20 protein-coding genes and 1 pseudogene are annotated in these 21,082 nt (G+C 65.3%); 13 read left to right on the top strand and 8 right to left on the bottom strand.

Going from position 1 to position 21,082, the window contains the following annotated elements; translation table 11 throughout:
- Positions 1-107: 107 nt before the first annotated feature.
- The 4 genes and pseudogenes from speB to QMA10_RS11800 form a co-directional block, all read left to right on the top strand.
- A complete protein-coding gene (gene speB / locus QMA10_RS11815) occupies positions 108-1,076 on the top strand; it encodes an agmatinase (RefSeq protein WP_290168598.1) in 969 nt (322 codons plus the stop codon).
- The gene (locus QMA10_RS11810) at positions 1,073-2,830 is read left to right on the top strand and encodes a thiamine pyrophosphate-binding protein (protein ID WP_290168597.1); all 1,758 of its coding nucleotides are present in this window, start codon (positions 1,073-1,075) and stop codon (positions 2,828-2,830) included. The genes speB and QMA10_RS11810 overlap by 4 nt, the downstream gene beginning before the upstream one ends.
- A gap of 211 nt (positions 2,831-3,041) precedes the next feature.
- Positions 3,042-3,539, top strand: coding sequence for a MarR family winged helix-turn-helix transcriptional regulator (locus QMA10_RS11805; RefSeq protein ID WP_290168595.1), 498 nt, complete (start codon positions 3,042-3,044; stop codon positions 3,537-3,539).
- 101 nt (positions 3,540-3,640) lie between these two features.
- Positions 3,641-5,140 (top strand): annotated as a pseudogene (locus QMA10_RS11800) (MDR family MFS transporter); the annotation flags it as partial.
- Positions 5,141-5,243: 103 nt separating this feature from the next.
- Here QMA10_RS11800 and QMA10_RS11795 read toward each other — a convergent pair.
- From QMA10_RS11795 to QMA10_RS11785, 3 genes are read right to left on the bottom strand one after another with little or no spacing between them, the layout of a single operon-like run.
- Positions 5,244-6,458, bottom strand: a complete 1,215-nt coding sequence (locus QMA10_RS11795) for an NAD(P)/FAD-dependent oxidoreductase (protein WP_290168594.1) — start codon at positions 6,456-6,458, stop codon at positions 5,244-5,246.
- Positions 6,455-7,228, bottom strand: coding sequence for a class I SAM-dependent methyltransferase (locus QMA10_RS11790; RefSeq protein ID WP_356834800.1), 774 nt, complete (start codon positions 7,226-7,228; stop codon positions 6,455-6,457). Before QMA10_RS11790 ends, QMA10_RS11795 begins: the two co-directional genes overlap by 4 nt.
- On the bottom strand, positions 7,225-8,478 hold the full coding sequence (locus tag QMA10_RS11785; protein WP_290168591.1) for a type III polyketide synthase: 1,254 nt from the start codon (positions 8,476-8,478) through the stop codon (positions 7,225-7,227). The genes QMA10_RS11790 and QMA10_RS11785 overlap by 4 nt, the downstream gene beginning before the upstream one ends.
- A 169-nt stretch (positions 8,479-8,647) precedes the next feature.
- Between QMA10_RS11785 and QMA10_RS11780 the strand changes: the two genes are divergently transcribed.
- The gene (locus QMA10_RS11780; protein WP_290168590.1) at positions 8,648-10,081 is read left to right on the top strand and encodes an MFS transporter; all 1,434 of its coding nucleotides are present in this window, start codon (positions 8,648-8,650) and stop codon (positions 10,079-10,081) included.
- Complete coding sequence (gene mmsB, locus QMA10_RS11775; RefSeq protein ID WP_356834796.1) at positions 10,002-11,126, top strand: 3-hydroxyisobutyrate dehydrogenase; 1,125 nt, start codon at positions 10,002-10,004, stop codon at positions 11,124-11,126. Before QMA10_RS11780 ends, mmsB begins: the two co-directional genes overlap by 80 nt.
- A gap of 22 nt (positions 11,127-11,148) precedes the next feature.
- On the opposite strand, the gene QMA10_RS11770 is transcribed toward mmsB, so the two are convergent.
- Together QMA10_RS11770 and QMA10_RS11765 are read right to left on the bottom strand one after the other, a co-directional pair.
- Complete coding sequence (locus QMA10_RS11770) at positions 11,149-11,919, bottom strand: cytochrome c oxidase assembly protein (protein ID WP_290168587.1); 771 nt, start codon at positions 11,917-11,919, stop codon at positions 11,149-11,151.
- 2 nt (positions 11,920-11,921) lie between these two features.
- Positions 11,922-12,305: a DUF2243 domain-containing protein gene (locus QMA10_RS11765; protein ID WP_356834793.1), complete on the bottom strand. Its 384-nt coding sequence runs from the start codon at positions 12,303-12,305 to the stop codon at positions 11,922-11,924.
- A 190-nt stretch (positions 12,306-12,495) separates the two neighbouring features.
- Here QMA10_RS11765 and QMA10_RS11760 point away from each other — a divergent pair, with 190 nt between their 5' ends.
- The 5 genes from QMA10_RS11760 (at position 12,496) to QMA10_RS11740 (ending at position 17,998) form a co-directional block, all read left to right on the top strand.
- Complete coding sequence (locus QMA10_RS11760) at positions 12,496-12,792, top strand: DUF503 domain-containing protein (protein ID WP_290168613.1); 297 nt, start codon at positions 12,496-12,498, stop codon at positions 12,790-12,792.
- 135 nt (positions 12,793-12,927) lie between these two features.
- Positions 12,928-14,661, top strand: a complete 1,734-nt coding sequence (locus QMA10_RS11755; RefSeq protein WP_290168585.1) for a 3-ketosteroid-delta-1-dehydrogenase — start codon at positions 12,928-12,930, stop codon at positions 14,659-14,661.
- A gap of 73 nt (positions 14,662-14,734) precedes the next feature.
- Positions 14,735-15,232: a DUF2975 domain-containing protein gene (locus QMA10_RS11750; RefSeq protein WP_290168582.1), complete on the top strand. Its 498-nt coding sequence runs from the start codon at positions 14,735-14,737 to the stop codon at positions 15,230-15,232.
- Positions 15,232-15,492: a helix-turn-helix transcriptional regulator gene (locus QMA10_RS11745; RefSeq protein ID WP_290168580.1), complete on the top strand. Its 261-nt coding sequence runs from the start codon at positions 15,232-15,234 to the stop codon at positions 15,490-15,492. The genes QMA10_RS11750 and QMA10_RS11745 overlap by 1 nt, the downstream gene beginning before the upstream one ends.
- 139 nt (positions 15,493-15,631) lie before the next feature.
- Positions 15,632-17,998, top strand: coding sequence for a Tex family protein (locus QMA10_RS11740; protein ID WP_290168612.1), 2,367 nt, complete (start codon positions 15,632-15,634; stop codon positions 17,996-17,998).
- Here the strand turns inward: QMA10_RS11740 and QMA10_RS11735 are convergent.
- From QMA10_RS11735 to QMA10_RS11725, 3 genes are all read right to left on the bottom strand, one after another.
- Positions 17,995-18,255, bottom strand: coding sequence for a hypothetical protein (locus QMA10_RS11735; protein WP_290168578.1), 261 nt, complete (start codon positions 18,253-18,255; stop codon positions 17,995-17,997). The genes QMA10_RS11740 and QMA10_RS11735 overlap by 4 nt on opposite strands.
- Positions 18,256-18,325: 70 nt before the next feature.
- Positions 18,326-19,015 carry an HAD family hydrolase gene (locus tag QMA10_RS11730; protein ID WP_290168576.1) on the bottom strand — a complete coding sequence of 230 codons (690 nt, stop codon included), beginning with the start codon at positions 19,013-19,015 and terminating at the stop codon, positions 18,326-18,328.
- A gap of 65 nt (positions 19,016-19,080) precedes the next feature.
- Positions 19,081-19,521, bottom strand: a complete 441-nt coding sequence (locus tag QMA10_RS11725; protein WP_290168574.1) for a very short patch repair endonuclease — start codon at positions 19,519-19,521, stop codon at positions 19,081-19,083.
- 142 nt (positions 19,522-19,663) lie between these two features.
- On the opposite strand from QMA10_RS11725, the gene QMA10_RS11720 reads away from it, so the two are divergent.
- Positions 19,664-20,656: an asparaginase gene (locus QMA10_RS11720; RefSeq protein WP_290168572.1), complete on the top strand. Its 993-nt coding sequence runs from the start codon at positions 19,664-19,666 to the stop codon at positions 20,654-20,656.
- A 102-nt stretch (positions 20,657-20,758) separates the two neighbouring features.
- Positions 20,759-20,995, top strand: a complete 237-nt coding sequence (locus QMA10_RS11715; RefSeq protein ID WP_290168569.1) for a DUF1508 domain-containing protein — start codon at positions 20,759-20,761, stop codon at positions 20,993-20,995.
- Positions 20,996-21,082: the final 87 nt, after the last annotated feature.

The following is a 21,082-nucleotide window of genomic DNA, read 5'->3' as shown; positions in this document are numbered from 1 at the left end:
ACACTTGATGCCTAACAGGCAACGCGTTCGAACCACCGGAGGTCGGCGGATCGGGTGCGGGGCCGGGGGCCGGTCGAACTTCGGCGGGCCGGATTTGGAGAAACAGCATGCAGAACCCGCCTCGGATCACTGCCAACGGCAATCTCGGACCTGTGGATGCGGCTCTGGTGCCGCGTTATGCCGGGCCTGCCACCTATGCGCGCCTGCCCAGGCTGGACCAGGTCCAGCACGCTGATGTGGCCGTGGTGGGAGTGCCTTTTGACACCGGTGTCTCCTACCGGCCGGGAGCCCGCTTCGGTGCCGGCCATGTCCGGGAAGCCTCCAGGCTCCTGCGGCCGTACAACCCGGCACTGGATGCCTCGCCGTTCGAAAACCTGCAGGTGGCCGATGCCGGAGACATGGCGGTCAACCCCTTCAATATCAATGAAGCCATCGAGTCCATCCAGGCAAACGCGCTGGATCTGACCGCCGGCGGTTCCAAGCTCCTCACTCTGGGCGGAGACCATACGATTGCCCTCCCGCTGCTGCGTGCAGCGACGGAGCGTGCAGGCCAGCCCGTGGCGCTGCTGCACTTCGATGCGCACCTGGACACCTGGGACAGTTACTTTGGTGCTGAATACACGCACGGAACTCCGTTCCGCCGGGCGGTGGAGGAAGGCATCCTCGACACCGAAGCCATTTCGCACGTCGGGACCCGCGGTCCGCTGTACGGCAAGCGGGACCTGGAGGATGACCGCCGCTTCGGTTTCGGCATCGTGACGTCTTCGGATGTTTTTCGCCAGGGAGTGGATGAAGTGGTGGCGAAGCTGCGGGACCGGATCGGCAACCGTCCGCTGTACATTTCAGTGGACATCGATGTGCTGGACCCGGCCCACGCGCCCGGGACCGGCACCCCCGAAGCCGGCGGAATGACCAGCCGCGAACTGTTGGAAATCCTGCGCGGCCTGCGGGGCATGAACCTGGTGGGCGCCGACGTCGTTGAAGTTGCCCCCGCGTACGACCATGCCGACATCACGGCAGTGGCTGCCTCCCATGTCGCCTATGACCTGATTACCCTCATGGGACTCTCGTCATGAGCGGGACGGAGCAGGGCTCAGCACCCGGGACAGTGCCCCACGTTCGCGATGAGGAAATCCCGAACACGGTGCTGTCCGAGGACGCCGCCCTGCACGGCGGCACGTCGCCGAAGCGCAACGGCGGAGACCTGGTGGTGGAAACTCTTTCCGCCCTCGGTGCCACCACCGTCTTTGGCATCCCCGGGCAGCATGCGCTGGGGCTGTTCGATGCCCTGTCCCGTTCCAATCTCCGTTTTGTGTCCTCGCGGGTGGAGAACAACTCGGCTTTTGCCGCCGATGGTTTCTCACGCGCCACCGGTGAGGTGGGTGTTGTCTTCCTGTCCACCGGTCCCGGAGCCCTGACGGCGCTCGCCGGACTGCAGGAGGCATATGCCACCGGTGTGCCCATGGTGGTGGTGGCCAGCCAGATTCCCCTAGAGGGGCTCGGTGCCCGCCGCCGCGGCATGCTCCACCAGCTCGATGACCAGAAGGCTTCGGCCGCCAACGTCACCAAGAGCCAGCGGCTCATCCAGCACGCTTCAGGCATCCCCTCGGCCATCCAGGACGCCTGGACGGAGGCCATCTCCTCGCCCATGGGGCCGGTATGGCTGGAGATACCCCAGAACGTCCTGCTGAACCCCGTGCTGGTACCCGCAGTTGAAGATGCGCTGGCGGAGCCCTTTGACAATCCGCCGCGGACCGAGCTGGTGAAGGAAGCGGTGCGGTGGCTTGCCGCTGCGGAACGTCCGGCGATCATTGCCGGCGGCGGAACCCGGCGGGGCAGGGCTGAGGCTGATCTGCTGGCCCTGGCGGAGAAACTGCGCGCGCCGGTGATCTGCACTCCCGGCGGCAACGGAGCGTTCCCCTGGAACCATGCGCTCTCCCTCCAGTCCTGGATTGAAGACCGCCACACCACCGATGTCCTGGAAGACGCCGATGTTCTCGTTGTCGTCGGCTCGTCGCTGGGCGAGGTCACATCCAACTACTTCACGCTGCAGCCGCGCGGCCGCATCATCCAGATCGACGCCGAGCCGCGGGTGCTGGAATCCAACCGGCCGGCCCTGGGGATCCGCGCCGATGCCGGGCAGGCGCTCGCGGCCCTGGATGAAGCACTCGGAGCCTTCCTCGCCGTGTCCCCGCGGAACCCGTCGGACTGGCACGGCCAAACTCCGGAATACGTGGTGGCCCGCACCCTCTCCCTGGTTGCTGAGCGCCTGGAGGGACAGGACCTGGGGATGGAACGGAAGTTCATGGCTGACATCCGGGCAGCAGTTCCCGCTTCCATGCAGACGTATTGGGACATGACCATCGCCGCATACTGGGCGTGGAGCTGCTGGGACGCCAAGTCCGGCCAGTTTCATTCCGCCCAGGGCGCCGGCGGCCTGGGGTACGGCTACCCCGGAGCCATCGGCGGCGCCGTTGGACTGGGCGAGCGGGTCCTGGCAGTCTCCGGCGACGGCTCGGCCATGTATTCCATCGCGGAACTCGCCACCGCCCGGCAGCATAATCTGCCCGTCACCTGGCTGATTGTCGACGACGGCGGCTACGGCATCCTGCGCGAATACATGGTTGAAGCGTTCGGCAAGGCCACCGCCACCGAACTGGCCGGCCCCGACTTTGTGAAGCTGGCCGAGTCCTTCGGCGTTCCGGCACGCCGGACAGCGCCCGACGGCGTGCGGGAGGCGCTGGCGGAAGCGCTCGCCGGCGACGGACCCAACGTGGTGGTGGTTGAAGCGACCATCGGGCTTTTCGCTCCGACCCACCTGGCGGATTAATCCACCTGACGGACTGTCCCACCTGACGGACTGACATCCCGTGGGTTGCCCTTTGCCCCCTCCCGGAGGGCAACCCGGCGTCACCTGCCGCATACCATGCTGCGTGAAGGACGGCCGCAGCGGACCCTGTCCATTTAGTTCGTTGACTGAAGCAATCAACAGTCGTATTGTTGCCTGAGGCAAACAACAATCTGTTCCAGACAGGCATTCCGTGGCAGTTAACCAGCAATCAGCTGAAGAATTAATCACGCTCATTTTCCGGCTCCAGCGCCAGCTTCGCTGCGTCGCGCAAATAAGCCCCGACCCGCGAAGCCCGGGCACCGCACTGCACGGAGTCATGCGGATCATTGGCGACCACGGAGAGATCCGGGCTACCGAGCTGGCGGAGAAACTCGGCATCGGAACGGCCGGACTCAGCCGTCACCTCTCCGAACTGGCGACCATGGGCTACGTCTGCCGCCGGCCCCACCCCGATGACGGCCGGGCCCATCTCATCAGTCTGACTCCGGCCGGAACCCAGGCAGTCTCGGATGAGATGCACCGCCGGGCAGCACTGCTTCAGGACATGCTTGAGCACTGGACCGATGAAGAAGCACTCTCTGCCAGTGAATCCCTGACCAAGCTCACGGAGAGCCTGCACACAGCCATCCGCGCAATGAAGCCGGGTACCGTCCAACCGCCCATCCCGGCAGGAGAAAAAACTAAGTGACAGAGCCGCAAAGAACCACCACCGCTGAAAACCCGGCGTCCGCCTCCGGGAAAACCCGCAGGAACGGCAAGCCGGCCCGCCAGGACCACGTTCCCGGGGAGATGAGCCACCGGCAGATCCTGCAGGCACTGACCGGTCTGCTGGCTGCACTGTTCACGGCCATGCTGAGCACCACGATTGTGGCCAACGCGCTGCCAACCATCATGGCGGACCTGGACGGGACCCAGACGGACTTCGCCTGGGTGGTCACGGCGGCACTGCTGGCCAACGCCGTCTCCACCCCAATCTGGGGCAAGCTGGCTGACCTGTTCAGCAAGAAGCTGCTGGTCCAGCTGAGCATCATTGTTTTCGTGATTGGATCGGTCATCGCGGGCCTGGCGGACAACATGACCGTCCTGCTGACCGCCCGTGTGGTTCAGGGCCTGGGCATGGGTGGCCTGACCGCCCTGGTGCAGGCTGTTATCGGCTCCATCATTCCGCCGCGTGAACGCGGCCGGTACTCCGGCTACATGGGCGCGGTGATGGCCGTAGCCACGGCGGGCGGTCCGCTGCTGGGCGGTTTCATTGTGGACAGCCCGCTGGGCTGGCGGTGGACCTTCTTCCTGTGCGTGCCGCTGGCGGTAGTGGCGCTGTTCCTGCTCCAGATCACGCTTCGCCTGCCGCACACCCGCCGCAGGGTCAGCATTGACTGGCTCGGTTCAATCCTGCTGACCGCCGGTGTCTCACTGCTTTTGATCTGGGTGTCGTTCGCCGGAAAGCCCGGATACTACGAGTGGATGTCCTGGCAGACCGCAGCCATGGTGGGCGGCGCCGTCGTACTCCTGGCTCTGCTGGTCCTGGTGGAATCCAAGGTCCGCGAACCCATCATCCCGCTGAAGATCATCCGCCAGCGCACCACGGCACTGTCCATCGTTGCTTCGGTGGCCGTGGGGATCGCGATGTTCGGTTCCACCACCTTCCTGGGCCAGTACTTCCAGATCGCCCGCGGATTCAGCCCCACCGAAGCCGGGCTGCTGATGCTGCCGATGATTGCGGGCAACCTGGCCGGTTCCGTGGGATCCGGCCAGTTGATCAGCCGGTTCGGCAAGTGGAAGCGTTTCCTGATTGCCGGCACGATCATGGTCATTGCCGGTGCAGGCCTGGCCGGAACCATGGACCACGAGACCGACATGCTGCTGGTCAGCGTGTACATCTTTGTCCTTGGCCTGGGCATGGGGCTGCTGATGCAGAATTTGGTGCTGGCTGTGCAGAACACGGTCCGGGTCTCCGAAGTCGGCTCGGCCAGCGCCTCCATCGCGTTCTTCCGCACTGTCGGCGGCGCCGTTGGCGTTTCCGTCCTGGGCGCCGTGATGTCCAGTTCCGTGAGCAGCCGGGCGGCTGACGGCCTGCGTGCCGCCAACATTCCGGTGTCCGACGGCGGTGCCGGTGACTCGCTGGACATCGGCAGCATGCCGGCAGCTGTTCAGGGCATCTTCCGCGCCGCCTATGGTGACGCGACGGCCACCATCTTCCAGATTGCCGCCGTCATTTCAGTGGTGGCGCTAATCGCCGTGCTCCTGATCAAGGAGCAGGTGCTGCGCCGCACGCTGGACATCACCCCCGCTTCCACCCCCAAGGCGCAGCCAAACCCGGATCTGACCGGAGGATCGGAAAGCCTCGGTGCCGGAACGAAGCCCGGCGTCCCGACCGGGTCCGGGCCCCGCTCTACTGCATCGTAAACCGGCGCGCCACCAGGTTGCCTGCAGCGGGGGAGCGCAGGACCCTGGCCAGTCCGGCGTTCCGGGCGGCCAGCAGGGCAGGGTCCAGCGGACGGCCCAGGGCCATGTTCAGCCGGGCCTGTGCGGAAGCTACCCGGGCGGCCCGGCGGCGCTGCCTTTCGTAGGCCGCCAGGGAGGCCCCGACGTCGTGCCCGTCCACCGAGGCGGCGATGATGGGGGCGAGCGCCGCCGCATCCAGCCAGCCGAGGTTCATGCCCTGGCCGCCAATGGGACTGACCTCATGGGCCGCGTCGCCAATAAGAACCGTGCGTCCCCGCACCAGGTCCCGGACCAGGCCGGTGCGCACGGCAAAGGCGCTGAGCATGGTGTTGGACGCCGGGTCCGGGCTGACGCCGGTGCGCTCTTTCACCATGGCGGCCAAATCCGCTGCGGTGGCGCCGGTCAGCAGCTGACCGGTGTGGGCAACCCAGCGGCGGATTCCGTCCGGCAGCGGGAAGGACTCCACGATGCCGCCGGACTCCAGATACAGTACGGCGGTGCTGCCGTCTGGTGTTCCGTCAGCGAAGTCTCCCATCAGGTAGCTGTCCCGCAGGGCCCGGGTCCGGCAGGGGGTCCCAAGCAGCCGGCGAACCCCGGACCGCGCACCGTCAGCCGCCACAACAATCCGGGCGGAAAGTTCCAGATCCTCTGACGGGCCCGGCGCGCCGGAGTGGCCGGGAACGCCGGTCCTGACGCCGCTGATCCGGACCCGGCCGCCGTCGTCGTGCAGTTGCGTGACCCTGACTCCGCGCACCAGGGCATGGGAATCCAGCTCCTTGAGGCGCGCCTCCAAAATGGCTTCAGTGCGCAGCTGCGGGAGCGTCAGTACATAGGGGAACCGCTCGGAAGCAGCCGCGAAATCCAAGGCAGCCACATAGCGGCCGCTGCTGCGGGCTTCGCCGCGGCGGACCTGCACGCCTTCGCCGGTGATTTTTCCGGCAACGCCGGCACCGGCCAGGGCCTCCAGCGACGGGGGATGGATGCCGATGGCGCGCGAATGCGCTGAGCGCTCCAGCCGCTGTTCCACAACCTGCACACTCACACCGGCCTGTGCCAGCAGCACGGCCAGGAAAACGCCAACGGGCCCGCCGCCCACCACGGCCACATCAGTTTCGGGGCGCGGAAGGCCGACGGCGCCCGGGGACTGCGCCTGCGCCGTCACGGCTGCTTCCCGGCCGGGGAATGCATGAGCAGGTTTTGCCACGGCCGGTGCTGGATGCAGTTCCAGCCGGGCGGGGCGGCCGATGCCAGTTCGTCCGCCGTGTAGCTGCGCCGGATGGAGGTCAGTCCGTCCCGGCGGATAAAGCTGCCGGGGAAGAACGGCAGGGTGCCGGCCGAGAAAAGAGCGTAACCCCAGCGGCTGCGTTCAATGTCGCTGTGCAGGCTGAGCCGGCTGCCCAGCTGTTCCGAGTCTGCCAGCAGGGTCCGGAACTGCTCGTCGGTGAGGTGGTGCAGGACGTGGTTGGAGATGACGGCGTCATACGTCCTGCCTTCTGCGACCAGTTCGGAACTGAACGCCTGCCGGAACGCCAAACCAGGCATGGGCGGCTGGGACGAGGCGAAGGCATGAGCCCGCTCATCCGGGTCGATTCCCGTGATCTCCAGCCGCAGGCCGTCGCGGCGGGCCCACCGGGCCAGCATCCGGGGAACATCCCCGCCGCCGGAACCGATGTCCAGCAGTGTATTGACCCGACCGGCGTCGAAGGAAGGACGCAGGTACCGCACGTAGTTGCGCCGCCAGCCGGAGACCACGGTGTTGATCAGCCAAAACTGGGCATAGGTCCGCTGCAGTTTGACCGGATCACACTCGGAGCGGTCCATTTCTTCCACGGCATCCGTGTTCCGCTCGGTGAGGGACCGCAGATGCGGCGGGGTGAACCGCCGCATCAACGGTCCCTGGGCCAGGGAACCCGCGGAGACTCCGGTCCTCACACGCCTGCCGGAGCGGGAACAGCCGGGTTTGCCGGGTCCTGTTCCGCAGCGGTTCCTTCAGCTCCGGTTCCTTCAGCCCTGGTGCCTTCTGCCGCACTGTCCGCCGCGGCGGGGGTGACCGGACCGCCAACGCGGGTAAACAGACCGGTTTCCACCGTCAGCCCGGGGCCGAAAGCCATGGAACAGATGCGCTCATTTCCGCCGCGGAAGGGCTGGTCCATGATGTGCTTGAGCACAAACATGACCGTGGCACTGGACATGTTGCCCCAGTTCCGCAGGGTTTCGCGGGCTGGAACCAGCTGCTCTTCGGTCAGGTCGAGTTTGGCCTCCACCTTGTCCAGGATGCTGCGGCCGCCCGGATGTATGGCCCAATGCTCGATGTCGCGGTAGGCCTGTCCGGCAAGGGCGGGGTCATGGGCCAGCAGCGGTTCCAATGCGCCCACAATGTGGTCATCAATGATGTGCGGGACGTAGGTCCCCAGCACCATTTCAAATCCTTCGTCGCCGATATTCCAGGCCATGGATTCCTCGCCCACCGGAGTGAGGATGGTTTCGAAATGATCCAGCTGGATACCCGGAGCATTACCCGGCAGGTCACGGGCGGTAATAACGGCTGCGGCTGCGCCGTCCGCAAAAAGGGAAGATCCCATGATGGTGTCCGGATCATTGGACGTGCGTACATGCAGGGAACAGAGCTCGGCGCTGACAACCAGCACCACGGCATTTGGATCCGCATCGCAGAATGCCTTTGCTGACCGCATCGCAGGAAATGCTGCGTAACAACCCATGAAACCCAGATGCGAGCGCTGCACTGACGGATTCAGGCCAAGCGCCCGGACCACCTTGTAATCAGGTCCGGGATTGAAGAATCCGGTGCAGGAAACCGTAATGACATGGGTGATGTCTTCCGGACCGATGCCGTTGCAGGCATCAACGGCTTTTCGGGCGGATTCAATGAAAAGTTTCGTGGCCTCGACGGCAAAAATGTCATTCCGGGTTTTGGTGCTGGGGCTGAGCATATGGCCGGAAGCGGCATCAAAGAACTGCGGGTTATCGGAGCGGCTTGAGAGGGAGAGTTCCGTGAGGGCGGTGCGCCGGGTATCGATGGCGGCGGAGTTGAAACATGTGGTTACCAGCCGTTGCCCAAGCCGGGTGAGGCCGGGCTGGGCGGCAAAGACGTCACGTGCTTCGTTTTGTACCAGCACGGTGGGAGGGACAGCAATTTCCAGTGATCTGAGGGTGACCGTCATAGTCCATTCTTAGGGGAATGTTGCGCAGGACACAATCCGGGGTCAACAGGTTGCCCTCTGGAGGGGATTGAGTGTGCGGCCGAATACGGCCATACTCAGTGGACCGCCGGCCGGATCGGCAAGGGGCCTGGCGGTAAATGTCAACGAAGACATGGTCAGGAGCACCCCAATGAGCACTGAAATTCCCCGGCAGCGTGAGGCCGGGCAGGGCGGTTTCCCCCGCAGAGCGGGCAAAGAGCCCGCCCCGGAGGGATTGAAGAAGGTTGTTGCAGCCTCCATGGCAGGCACCGTGGTGGAGTGGTATGAGTTCTTCCTTTACGCCGCCGCCTCCACCCTCGTTTTCGCAAGGCTCTTTTTTCCCAATGCCGAAACGGAACTTGACGGCATCATCGCCGCCTTCGTGACCTACGCCGTCGGCTTCGTGGCCCGGCCAATCGGCGGAATTGTCTTCGGGCATTTCGGGGACAAATTCGGGCGCAAGAAACTGCTTCAGCTGAGCATCATTCTGGTGGGCACCTCGACGTTCCTGATGGGTTGCCTGCCCGGTTTTGACCAGCTGGGCTACTGGGCCCCGGCCATGCTGGTGACCCTGCGCTTTATCCAGGGGTTCGCCGTCGGCGGTGAATGGGGCGGCGCCGTTCTTCTGGTGGCAGAGCACAGCCCCAACAAATCGCGCGGATTCTGGTCCAGCTGGCCCCAGTCCGCGGTTCCCATGGGCAATCTGCTGGCCACCGGAGTGCTGTTCACGCTGTCCGCCACGCTCTCCGAGGATGCGTTCCTGGGCTGGGGCTGGCGTGTGGCGTTCTGGCTCTCGGCAGTCATCGTGCTGGTGGGCTATTACATCCGGACCAAGGTCAGCGACGCCCCCATCTTCCTGGAAGCACAGAAGGAAGTTGAGGAGGAGGCTAAAGGCTACGGAGTTGTTGAGGTCTTCAAGCGCTACCCGCGCGGTGTCTTTACTGCCATGGGCCTGCGCTTCGCCGAGAACATTCTGTACTACCTCGTGGTGACCTTCTCCATCACGTATCTGCGGCTGGTCGTGGAAGTGGATACCTCGCGGATCCTCCTGCTGCTGCTGGTGGCGCATTTCATCCATTTCTGCGCGGTCCCCGTGGTTGGACGGATGTCGGACCGGTTTGGCCGGCGCCCGGTCTATCTCGCCGGGGCCGTGCTGGGCGCCACCTGGGGATTCTTTGCGTTCCCCATGATGGATACGGCGGATGACCTGGTGATCCTGGCGGCGGTCACCATTGGCCTGCTGTTCCATGCCCTGATGTACGCGGGGCAGCCGGCCATCATGGCGGAGATGTTCCCGACCCGGATGCGGTATTCCGGTGTCTCGCTGGGGTACCAGGTGACGTCAATTGTTGCGGGTTCCTTGGCTCCGATCATCGCCACAGCTCTGCTGGAACGGTATGACTCCTCCACCCCGGTGGCCGTCTATTTGCTGTGCGCCTGCGCCGTTACCGCTTTTTCAGTGGTGATGCTGCGCGAAACCAACGGCATCTCCCTGCAGGACGTTGATGCCGCCGATGCCCGGGGCACAGCGGATCTGCTGGCTGCATCCAAGACCAAAGCGGCCGGGAACGGTCGCCGCAAATAAGCGGTTCCTCCGGGTGCTCCTGAACGCACCGGATCCTCATCAACAATCTGAAGCCGGCATCAGCACCCTGCAGGTGCCGGATCAACAAAGGAGCTTACAAATGGCTGCAGTGGGATGGATTGGACTCGGAAACATGGGCGGCTACATGTCGGCCAATATGGTGGCGGCCGGGCACACGGTCCGCGGCTATGACCTGAACCCCGCAGCGGTTGCCGCTGCCGGGAACCGCGGCGTGGAAACAGTGGACAGCATCGCCGATGCGGTGGCCGGCGCCGACGTCGTCTTCACCATGCTGCCCAAGGGGGAGCACTCCCGGTCCGTTTATCTGGGCGGGGACGGGGTGCTGGCTCATGCTGACACCGGCACGCTGCTGGTCGACTCCTCCACCATCGATATTGAATCGGCCCAGGCGCTGCACGACGCCGCCGCTGCCGCCGGCTTCCGCTTTGTGGACGCCCCGGTCTCGGGCGGGATCAGCGGTGCCGAAGCCGGGACGCTGACCTTCATGGTGGGAGGTGAACCCGGTCCGGTGCAGGAGGCGGCAGCCTTTATTGAGCCGATGGCCGGAAACGTCATCCCCACCGGCGGGGCCACCACCGGCCAGGCGGCAAAAATCTGCAACAACCTGATGCTGTTCATAAACCTGGCGGCGACCTCCGAGGGGGCCGTCCTGGCTGACCGGCTCGGCTTGGACAAACAGGTGTTCTGGGACATCGCCTCCGTGTCCTCGGGCGACAGCTGGGCGCTGCGCACCTGGTACCCCATGCCCGGCGTGGTGGCATCGGCTGCGTCCAACAACGGCTTTGCCCCCACCTTCACGGCGGAGCTGGCCAATAAGGACATCAACCTGGCGATCGCCGCCGCCCGGGACACCGGAACGCCGCTGGAGATCGGTGAGCATGTCCAGCAGCTTTTCCAGCGGCTGGTGGACGCCGGACATGCCGGTAAGGATTGTTCCATGATCGTGTCCCTGGTGGACGGCAGCCTGGCCGGGGCGGACGGACCCGGGGCACAGGCACAGGTCTCTTCCGGCGGCAGGAGCTAAACACGGGATCTAAACACAGGATCTAAACGCAGACGGGACTGCGCTGCGGGCGGGCGGACATGTACCACTGCCGGCACAGCAGGAAAATGAGCGCAATTTCCACCACGCCGCCGCCGTAGTACAGGATGAGGGCACCCGACTGGCCGTCCGCAGCCGGTACCCCCGGCGGCGGATCGGCGTACAGCGTTTTGGCCAGGATGTTGTGGGCGGCGGCCGAGAGGATGAGGGCGGCAGCGCGCAGCCGGAAACCGGCACGGTGCGGCATTGGATCCCGGCCCACCAGGGATGCGGTGTACAGGTATCCCGCCGAGAAAAGGTGGAATGTCACCAGCCAGTGGACCGGAGCGGATTCATGCATGGCTGTGAAGAGCCCGGTCCGGAACATCAGCACCATCCCTCCGATGTTGAGGACGGCGGCAGTCACGGGGAAGGTCAGGAAACGCAGCGGACGGCTGCGGAGCGCGCGGGACAGCCGTCGAGCCGGCACAACATCGAGGCTGCGCAGCGCAAGCGAGACAGGACGTGAGAGCACTAGGAGCGCAGGTCCCAGCATGCCGGCCAGCAGATGGGTGATGCCCAGGACGGCGAATTCTTCATGGCTGCGGGTCGCCAGCGGATCCAGGACAGTGGCCAGGACGGCCCCGGTGCCCGCGGTAAACAGCACGGCGCGGTACAGCGGCCATGCTCCGGAGCGGGAGGAGAGGGTGCCGGCCCAATAAGCGGCAACGGCCGCGGCGGCGGGAACCAGAAACAGCAGTTCGGCCCCAAACCCGCCGGCCTGGTGCTGATGCATCCCTACGCTCCGGCGCGGCTGCCGGCGGGCTCTGCGTCACGGGTCCGGTACAGCAGGACCGCCCCGGCGAGAATCATGGCGGCCGCGCTCAGGTTCCACAGCAGGTCATAGGGCAGCAGCGGGACGTTGTAGCGGATCTGGTGCAGTTCCATGAGCTTGTGCTGGACGGTGCCGTCATACAGCTGGAACGCGCCGGTTCCCAGCAGGACAGCTCCCGTCCACCGGGCGGGCAGCAGGACGGCGCGGCGGCGAAGATCAGCGAACAGGAACAAACCGGCCACCACGGCGAACCAGCCGAAGGCATGGAACAGTCCATCCGAGAAGAGCCCGACGGCGGTGGTGGACTTGTCGTAAAAGTGGTGCCACTGCAGCAGCTGGTGAAACACCACCTAGTCCACGAACGCAGCGATGCCGATGCCTACCAGCACTCCGGACAGGACGTTGCGGCGGCGGGGTTGGACAGGAGCTTTGGCAGGGGTGCTCATCTAAGCGAAGATATCACCGGCAAAGAGAACGACGCCGGGGCAGGGCCGCCGCCGCTGGCGTCCGGAGCCGGGCTGAACCACTATGGCTGTTATGTGGATGGGCATGATCGAGTTCGACCTGCTGCTGGGCGACGTGCACTCGCTCAAGGGCAAACGGTCCGTGATCCGGCCGATTCTGGCCGAGGTACGGCGCAAATTTGAGGTCTCTGCTGCCGAGACAGGCCGGCTGGATCTGCACCGGCGGGCCGAACTCGGCGCGGGGCTCGTCGCTGCGGACGCCGGGCATATTGCTGAGGTGCTTGACGCCGTTGAGCGGTTAGTGGCGGCCCGGCCCGAAGTGGAACTGCTCAGCGCACGACGCCGGGTGTTCCGTTCCGGGGACTGGTAGCGGCGGGGGCGACACACGACACCAAAGCTGAAACTGGGTTTCAGTTCATCTCCGGGTTAGGGTGCACAAACAGCATGCTGCAGGTAGCCGCGGTGCGCTGATGGAAACCACTCACAAAATCTCGGGAGACGGCACATGGCACTACCGGTACCAGCACGGAAGTTCACGGCACAGGACACCACTGTGGATCTGCTCATCATCGGCTCAGGAACCGGAATGGCCGCAGGCCTGGCGGCAGCCGAGCAGGGGTCGTCGGTGCTGATCGTGGAAAAGACAGCCACAGTGGGCGGATCTACGGCCCGCTCCGGCGGAGCGTTTTGGATTCCCAACAACCCGGTGCTCGATGCCGCCGGAGCCCGGGACACACCGGAGCGCGCCGCGGCCTACGTGGACGCCGTTGTGGGCGGCACCTCGTCCCGGGAGCGCTGGCAGGCCTTCCTGGACAACGGAGTTGCCACCGTGGAAATGCTGCAGCGCACCACGCCCATGAAGTTCCTGTGGGATAAGGAGTACTCGGACTACCACCCGGAGGAACCCGGAGGTTCAGCGGCGGGGCGCAGCTGTGAATGCAAGCCCTTTGACGTGAACACCCTTGGCGAGGAACGGGGCAGGCTCCGTGGCGGCACCATGGAGTCCTCCCTGCCCATGGCCATCACGGGTAAGGACTACCGCTGGCTCAACCTGATTTCCAAAGTGCCCGTCAAAGGTCTGGCCACCGCGGTAACACGCGTGGCGCAGGGAGTTGGCGGCCGCGTGCTGAAGCGCGACTACGTGGCCGGCGGACAGGCGCTCGCCGCCGGGTTGTACGCCGGGGTACTCGGTGCGGGCATCCCGGTCTGGACGGACACCTCCCTGGTGCGCCTCGTCACCGAAGACGGCAGGGTCACCGGAGCCGTGCTGGAACAGGACGGACGCGAGGTTACGGTTACCGCGCGTCAGGGTGTGGTCCTCGCCGCGGGCGGGTTTGACCATGACATGGCCATGCGCCACAAGCACCAGTCCGAATCATTGGAAGCCTGGAGCTTCGGCAGCGAGGGAAATACCGGAGATGCCATCAAGGCCGCCGCGGAAATCGGCGCCGGCACAGCCTTGATGGACCAGTCCTGGTGGTTCCCGGCCGTTGCGCCGCTGCCGGGGCGGGCGCCGTCGGTCATGCTGGCCGAGCGGTCCCTCCCCGGATCCTTCATTGTGGACGGCAGCGGAAACCGCTTCGTCAACGAGGCCCAGGACTACATGTCCTTTGGGCAGTGCGTCCTGGAGCGTGAACAGCAGGGAAACCCGGTGGGGACCATGTGGATGGTGTTCGACCAGGAGTACCGCAACAGCTACATCCTGGCCGGAAGCCTCTTTCCCCGGATGGCGCTGCCGGAGAAATGGTACAAGGAAGGCATTGCCGCCAAGGCGGGCAGCCTGACGGAACTGGCCCGGGAGATCGGAGTACCGGAGGAGGCCTTCACGGGAACGGCAACCCGCTTCAATGAACTGGCCGGTGCCGGGGTGGACGAGGACTTCCACCGGGGCTCCAGCGCCTACGACCGGTACTACGGTGACCCGACGGTGCGGCCCAACCCGAACCTGCGTCCCCTCTCCGGAGACGTGTACTACGCCGTCAAAGTTGTCCTGAGTGATTTGGGCACCTGCGGCGGGCTGACGGCGGATGCGCGGGGACGCGTTCTGGCTGAAGACGGAACAGCCGTGGACGGCCTCTATGCCATCGGAAACACCGCAGCGAATGTTTTCGGCAAGAGCTATCCGGGCGCCGGGGCAACCATCGGCCAGGGCCTGGTATACGGCTACATTGTGGCCCGGGATGCCGCGGAACACCGGGCAGGCAGCTCGGCGGCAACGACAGTGACGAAGGAGAGCTAAACAACCCGCACCCTTGCCGGGTCTCTCGACTATCGATAGATTAGCCCTGAGAAACAGTAAAGGGAGAGGATTCATGGGCAAGCTGACCATACTGGCGTTGCGCATTGTGCTGGCCGTGGTCTTCGCCGGTACCGTGTTTGTGCAGACAGTCATGGTGCCCCTGCTGGCAGCCGATCTGGCGGAAGCGGGCCCGGGCGCAGACGCTGTCCGGGTCCCCGTCGTCGTTCTGATCGTCCTGGGCCTGATCTGCGTGCAGATCATCCTGGTCTGCGTCTGGTGCCTGCTGACGATGGTGCGGAAGGGAACGGTGTTTTCGCGGGTGGCCTTCGGCTACGTCGACGTCGTGATCGGTGCCGTAGGCACGGGTGCCCTGCTGATGTTCGGCTTGGGAGCGGTCCTGGCCCCGGGGGAAGGGGTTGCCCCCGGCATTGTGCTGCTTATCGGAGGAACAGGTACGGCGGTTGCCGGGGTTGCGTTGATCGTCCTGGTGCTGCGGATGCTGCTGGCGCGTGCAGTGGCCACCGATGTTGAGGCAGCTGCATTGCGCAGTGAACTCGGCGGGGTGATTTGATGCCCATTATCGTGGACATCGATGTCATGCTGGCGAAACGGAAAATGCCGGTGGGAGTCCTGGCCGAACGCATCGGCATTACCCCCGCCAACCTCGCCGTCCTCAAGAACGGCCGCGCAAAAGCGGTGCGCTTCACCACGCTGGCCGCCCTGTGTGAGGCGCTGGATTGCCAGCCCGGCGACTTACTCCGCTGGGAACCCGACAGGGAAAATCCGGTGGCTGACCGGGCCGCACCGGTTCCCCTGCACGGGAACAGTTGACCAATCCCGCAGGTGGTAGGGAACAATTGGGCGGGTGAGTCTTCTCCCGGAACAGCCCAAGAAACCAGCAACCCCGCTCTCCTCGCCGGAGCGCTCCGCAGCCCGGTCCGGCTCAGCGGCCCACCGGACTGACGACCGGATCTGCGCCCGGATCGCGGAGGAACTGAAGGCAGCCCCCTGGCAGGTGCGTGCCGCCGTCGACCTGCTGGACAGCGGCGCCACGGTCCCGTTTATTGCCCGGTACCGGAAAGAGGCCACCGGAAGCCTGGACGACGCCCAGCTGCGCGAACTCGACGAGCGGCTGCGGTACCTGCGGGAGCTGGAGGACCGGCGGCAGGCCGTCCGGGAGGCCATTGACGGGCAGGGCAAGCTGACTGCGGAGCTTCGGACGGCCATCGACGCTGCCGACACCAAGTCCCGGCTCGAGGACATCTACCTGCCGTACAAAACCAAGCGCCGCACCAAGGCACAGATGGCCCGGGAAGCCGGATTGGAACCGCTCGCCCGGGCGCTGCTGGCCAACCCGACACTGAACCCTGAACGGACCGCCGCCGGTTATATGAATGACGCCGTGCCCAACCCCGCGGAAGCGCTCGCGGGAGCGCGGGCGATCCTGATTGAACAGGCGGGCCAGGACGCCGATCTGCTCACCAGCCAGCGGGAACGGCTGTGGAAGCAGGGGCGGATGCGCTCACAGGTCAAGAAGGGCAAGGAAGATGAAGGCCGGAAGTTCGCCGACTACTTCGCGTATACCGGCTCGCCTTCCGCCATGCCCTCCCACCGGGTGCTGGCGCTGTTCCGGGGCGAAAAAGAAGGCATCCTGGAATTGGAACTGGCGGAGGCCGACCCGGCCGACACCGCTGCGCTGGCGGCAGCCAGGCACAAATTTGAGCGGTCAGTAGCCGTGAGCCTGGGCATCGCGGACCGTGGCCGGCCGGCCGACGCCTGGCTGCAGCAGACCGTGCAGCTGGCGTGGCGGCGTATCCTGGCCAAGCTCTCAGCAGACCTTCGCGTTCGGCTGTTCACTGCTGCCGAGGCCGAAGCGGTCCGGGTCTTCGCAGCGAACCTGCGCGATGTCCTGCTCGCCGCCCCGGCAGGAAGCCGTCCAACGCTCGGGCTGGACCCGGGGCTGCGCACAGGCGTGAAAGCAGCGGTGGTGGACGGCACCGGGCAGCCGGTGGCCACCGACACCATCTATCCGCATGCCCCGGCCCGCAAATGGGATGAAGCCCTTTCCCGGCTCGCCGAGCTGGTGAAGAAGCATTCAGTGGAGCTGATTGCGATCGGCAACGGCACTGCGTCGCGGGAAACTGACAAGCTGGCCACCGAACTCATCCGATTGCTGCCCGGTTCCGGTCTGCAAAAGCTCGTGGTGTCGGAAGCGGGTGCCTCCGTGTATTCGGCCTCCGCCCTTGCCTCGGCTGAGCTGCCGGGGATGGATGTTTCCCTGCGCGGTGCCGTGTCCATTGCCCGCCGGCTCCAGGATCCGCTGGCTGAACTGGTGAAAATCGATCCGAAGTCGATTGGGGTGGGCCAGTACCAGCACGATGTCAGTGCGGCCAAGCTGGAGCGTTCCCTGGACGCCGTGATCGAGGACTGCGTCACGGCCGTGGGGGTGGACGTGAACACGGCTTCACCGGCGCTGCTGACCCGGGTGGCCGGCGTTGGGCCGATGCTCAGCGAAAACATTGTGGCCTACCGGAACGAATTCGGTCCGTTCGCCCGCCGTGCGGACCTGAAGAAAGTGCCGCGGCTGGGCGCAAAGGCCTTTGAGCAGTGTGCCGGCTTCCTGCGGGTCACCGCGGGAAGTGAACCGCTGGATGCCTCCAGCGTGCATCCGGAGTCCTACGGCCTCGCCCGCCGGATCCTCGCCGCCGCCGGGAGCACTATGGGTCCGGCGGGAGCGTCACTGGAGAACCTGACCCCGTCTGCTTTCGTGGATGACACAGTTGGGCTCCCCACAATCCTGGATATTGTGGCTGAGCTCCGCAAGCCGGGCCGCGATCCGCGTCCGGAATTCCGGACGGCTGCTTTCTCCGACGGCGTGGAGAAGATTTCCGACCTCCGTCCGGGCATGGTGCTGGACGGTGTGGTGACCAATGTGGCGGCGTTCGGCGCCTTCGTGGACGTAGGAGTTCATCAGGACGGGCTGGTGCACATTTCTGCGATGTCCTCCACCTTCATCTCTGATCCCCACGACGTCGTGAAATCAGGACAGATAGTCAAGGTCAAAGTGCTGGAAGCCGATCCGGAGCGCAAACGCATCTCGCTGACGCTGCGCCTGGACGACGACCCCGCTGCCCCGTCCCGGGGTCCCAAGATGCCGCGGGAACGCGCGGTGAAAACCCGCCCTGAGCCGGGATCCGGCGACGGCGGCAAGGGTTCCTCGCCGCAGCGGACCGGAAAAGCGGGTGCTCCCGCCCGCGGAACCACCCGCCGTCCCGCGGCTCCGGCGCCGGCGCAGGGCCCGATGGCTGATGCGCTGCGCCGGGCCGGACTGGCCTAGCCGTCCGAAGACTCAGGTTCGGCCAGGGCTTCCTCGGGATCCGTGCCGCTGCCGGCCGCCGGATCCTCAGGAACTTTGCCGGAATGGCCGGCCGGAACCGTTCCGCCGGGCGAGGTGCCCTGCGCGTCACGGATGTTTCCGGCCGGGCGTCCGGACTGCCCGGGCCGCTGCGGATCACCCGCGGGCTCAGGCTGCGGTGCGCTGGGTCCCAGCGGATCTTCCTCGGCGTTGGCAGGGCCGGTGGGTTCGGTGGTCATTCGGACGTCCTTTCGATCGGCATCTCGGCCGTGTTTGCGGGGGAGGGAAAGCAGGGCCGTCAGGCCGCAGTCAGCGTGCCGCCAATTTGCCGAGCATCGAGCTCTCCAGGTTTTCCAGGAGCTGACGCGGGTTCTCCCAGATTTCGGTGGCCCCGGCGTCGCGCAGTTCCGCTTCACCGGTGCCGCCGCACAGCAGCCCAATCGTGGGGATCTCCAGCTCTGCCGCAGCTTTGACATCCCAGACCGAGTCGCCAACGAAGATCGTCTCTCCGGCGGTCAGGGACGAATTGTCCAGGGCCGACTGCAGGATATCGGGTGAAGGCTTTGAATTCTCGGCGTCGGCTGAGGAAGTGGCGGCGGTGATCGCGGAATCGGCGTCAATGACGGTGCGCAGGACTTCCAGCTCCGGTCCTGAGGCTGATGAGGCCAGCACAATGGTCAAGTCCCTGTCCGCACAGGCCAGCAGCAGCTCCCGGGCACCGTCGAAAGAGCGCAGCGCCGGCCACCAGGTGGAGAAAATTGCTCCGTGGGTGGCGTCCAGCTTTTCGTCCTGGTCCTTGTCCCGATCCTCGCCCAGGAGATGCTCAACCAGCTTGTCGCCGCCCATCCCGATGGCCCGGTGCACGGAAGACATTGGAACGTCCAGGTCCATGCGGCGGAAGGCCTGCCACCAGGCAACGGCGTGCAGATAGTTCGAATCAACCAGGGTTCCGTCGACGTCGAAAAGAACGCCGCGCCTGGCGGTGCTGTTGTGGGCCATGTCTGTCCTGTCTGCGAGTGGATGGCGGAGGTGCCTGGTTCATCACGGGTTTGTGAGGTTTGAGTCTAACGATTTGAGGTGCCGCGCGGGCCGAGGAAAGTCACGAGCTGGTCTGTGAGGGCATTCCGGTCCTTCAACTCACACTCCCACACGGTGAGTGATTCCCATCCCGCTGCCGCGAGGGAATCCAGTGCTGCCGAGTCACGCAGCGCCGTCCTGCGCCGCTTCTCAGCCCAGAACTCGCTGTTGCTCTGAGGTGCACGCGTGCCCGCGGCACAACTGTGCAGGTGCCAGAAACAGCCGTTCACGAAAATGACCTTGCGCCGGGCGGCAAATACCAGATCGGGTTTACCCGGCAGCAGCTTTCCTCCTGCCGCGCCGTGCAGGCGGAAGCGGTAACCGGCGGCGTGGAGAAGGCGCCGAACCAAAAGCTCGGGTTTGGTGTTCTTGCTTCGGATGCGGGACATGTTCCGGCTGCGCTGTTGGGCGGTGACGGTATCGGCCATGGTTCAAGTCTAGGCAGCCGTCCGTCCGCAGCTTCCTTCCCGAATCCGGCGTCCGGGAGCAGGTACGGCGCAGGGCCCTAGCCACCGCCCGCCGGCTCGGCCTAGGTTGGCTGATAGATCAGAAAACATGAAGGGTTGGCCGATGGCTTCGATTCGAATCCTTGGTACGGGCGGCACGATCGCGTCGCGGAGCACAGGTCCGGGCGGGTTGATCGCCAAGGACCATGCGGAGGACCTGATCCGCACGCTGTCCCGCCGTCACACGGTTACTGTGCGGAACGTGATGGTCAGCGGGAGTTACCAGCTGCAGCTGTCCGATCTGCGGCTCATCGCCCAGGCTGCGCGCAACGCCGTGATGGACTCCACCGTGGACGGCGTCGTCATTACCCATGGAATCGACACCATGGAAGAGACGGCGTTCCTGCTGGACCTGGTCCACAGCTCACCCAAGCCTGTGGTGTTTACCGGTGCCAGCCGTCCCGCGGACAGCCCTGCTCCTGACGGTCCGGAGAACCTGGAGCAGGCAGTGGAGGCCGCAGCTTCCCCGGAGCTAAGGGGGACGGGCGTGCTGGTTTCCTTCGCCGGGAAGATTCGTTCAGCCCGGGGACTCTTCCTGGCCAGTACAACGGCAGCCGACCCGTATGCCGGAGGCACCGAGGTGGCACATTTCATCGGGGACAGCCTGCACGTCACCGCCAGGCCGCTTCGGCCGTCACCGCTTCGCATGCCCGGCGAGGAGTTCGACCGGACCCGCGTCAGCATTGTGGACTGTTCGCTTGGGACGGACACCGATCTGTTCTCCTATGCGGTCCACACCGGTGCAGCCGCCGTTGTCCTGGCCGGTACCGGGACGGGGAATGCCGGTCCCGGATTCGTGGAAGCGGTTCAGGACGCAGTCCGCTCGGGGTGCTTTGTGGTACTGAGCTCACGGGTTCCCCACGGTCCCGTGATCCCAACGTACGGTGACGGCGGAGGGGTGGACCTGGTGCGGGCCGGAGCAATTCCTTCAGGTGACCTCAAGCCGCCGCAGGCACGGATTCTTGCCGCTCTGCTGACATCCCAGCCGGCAACACCGGAGCAGATCCACCGTGTCCTGACGGCTGCTCCAGGCAGGCAGGGCGGGCAATCCGGATAACGAAACGGTTACGGCTGGGCGTACAGCGGGCAAAAGGTTCCAGAGTTCATAAGTTGGCTTACTATTGATGGCACAGATATACCCCTTACAAGGAGGTAAGAGATGTCGGGCTACTTCAAGCTGGTAGACGCCCATGACGGTGCGTTTCGGATCAAACTCATTTCCGGTGACGGCGCGCTGATGGCGGTGTCGGCCATGTTTCCCACCAAACAGGCAGCCGTTGCGGGAATCGAGCTGCTGCGCGAGATCGCCGGCACCGGCCCGATCGTAGATCAAAGCCACGGCGCAGACGTTCTAGGCGATGCCAGCCGTGAGAACGGACGCGCCAAGGCGTCCTGAGAGATACCGCTCGGATGAGCAGTCCCCATCCGCAGTCCCGACCCGCAGACCACCTTTAAACAGACGAAAGCCGAAGAGACCAAAGCT

Origin of the sequence: Arthrobacter sp. APC 3897, from assembly GCF_030407495.1 — a bacterium.
Taxonomy (GTDB): Bacteria; Actinomycetota; Actinomycetes; order Actinomycetales; family Micrococcaceae; genus Arthrobacter_B.
Note: the sequence above shows the minus strand (reverse complement) of the source record. Positions and strands in the feature narration are given on the sequence as shown.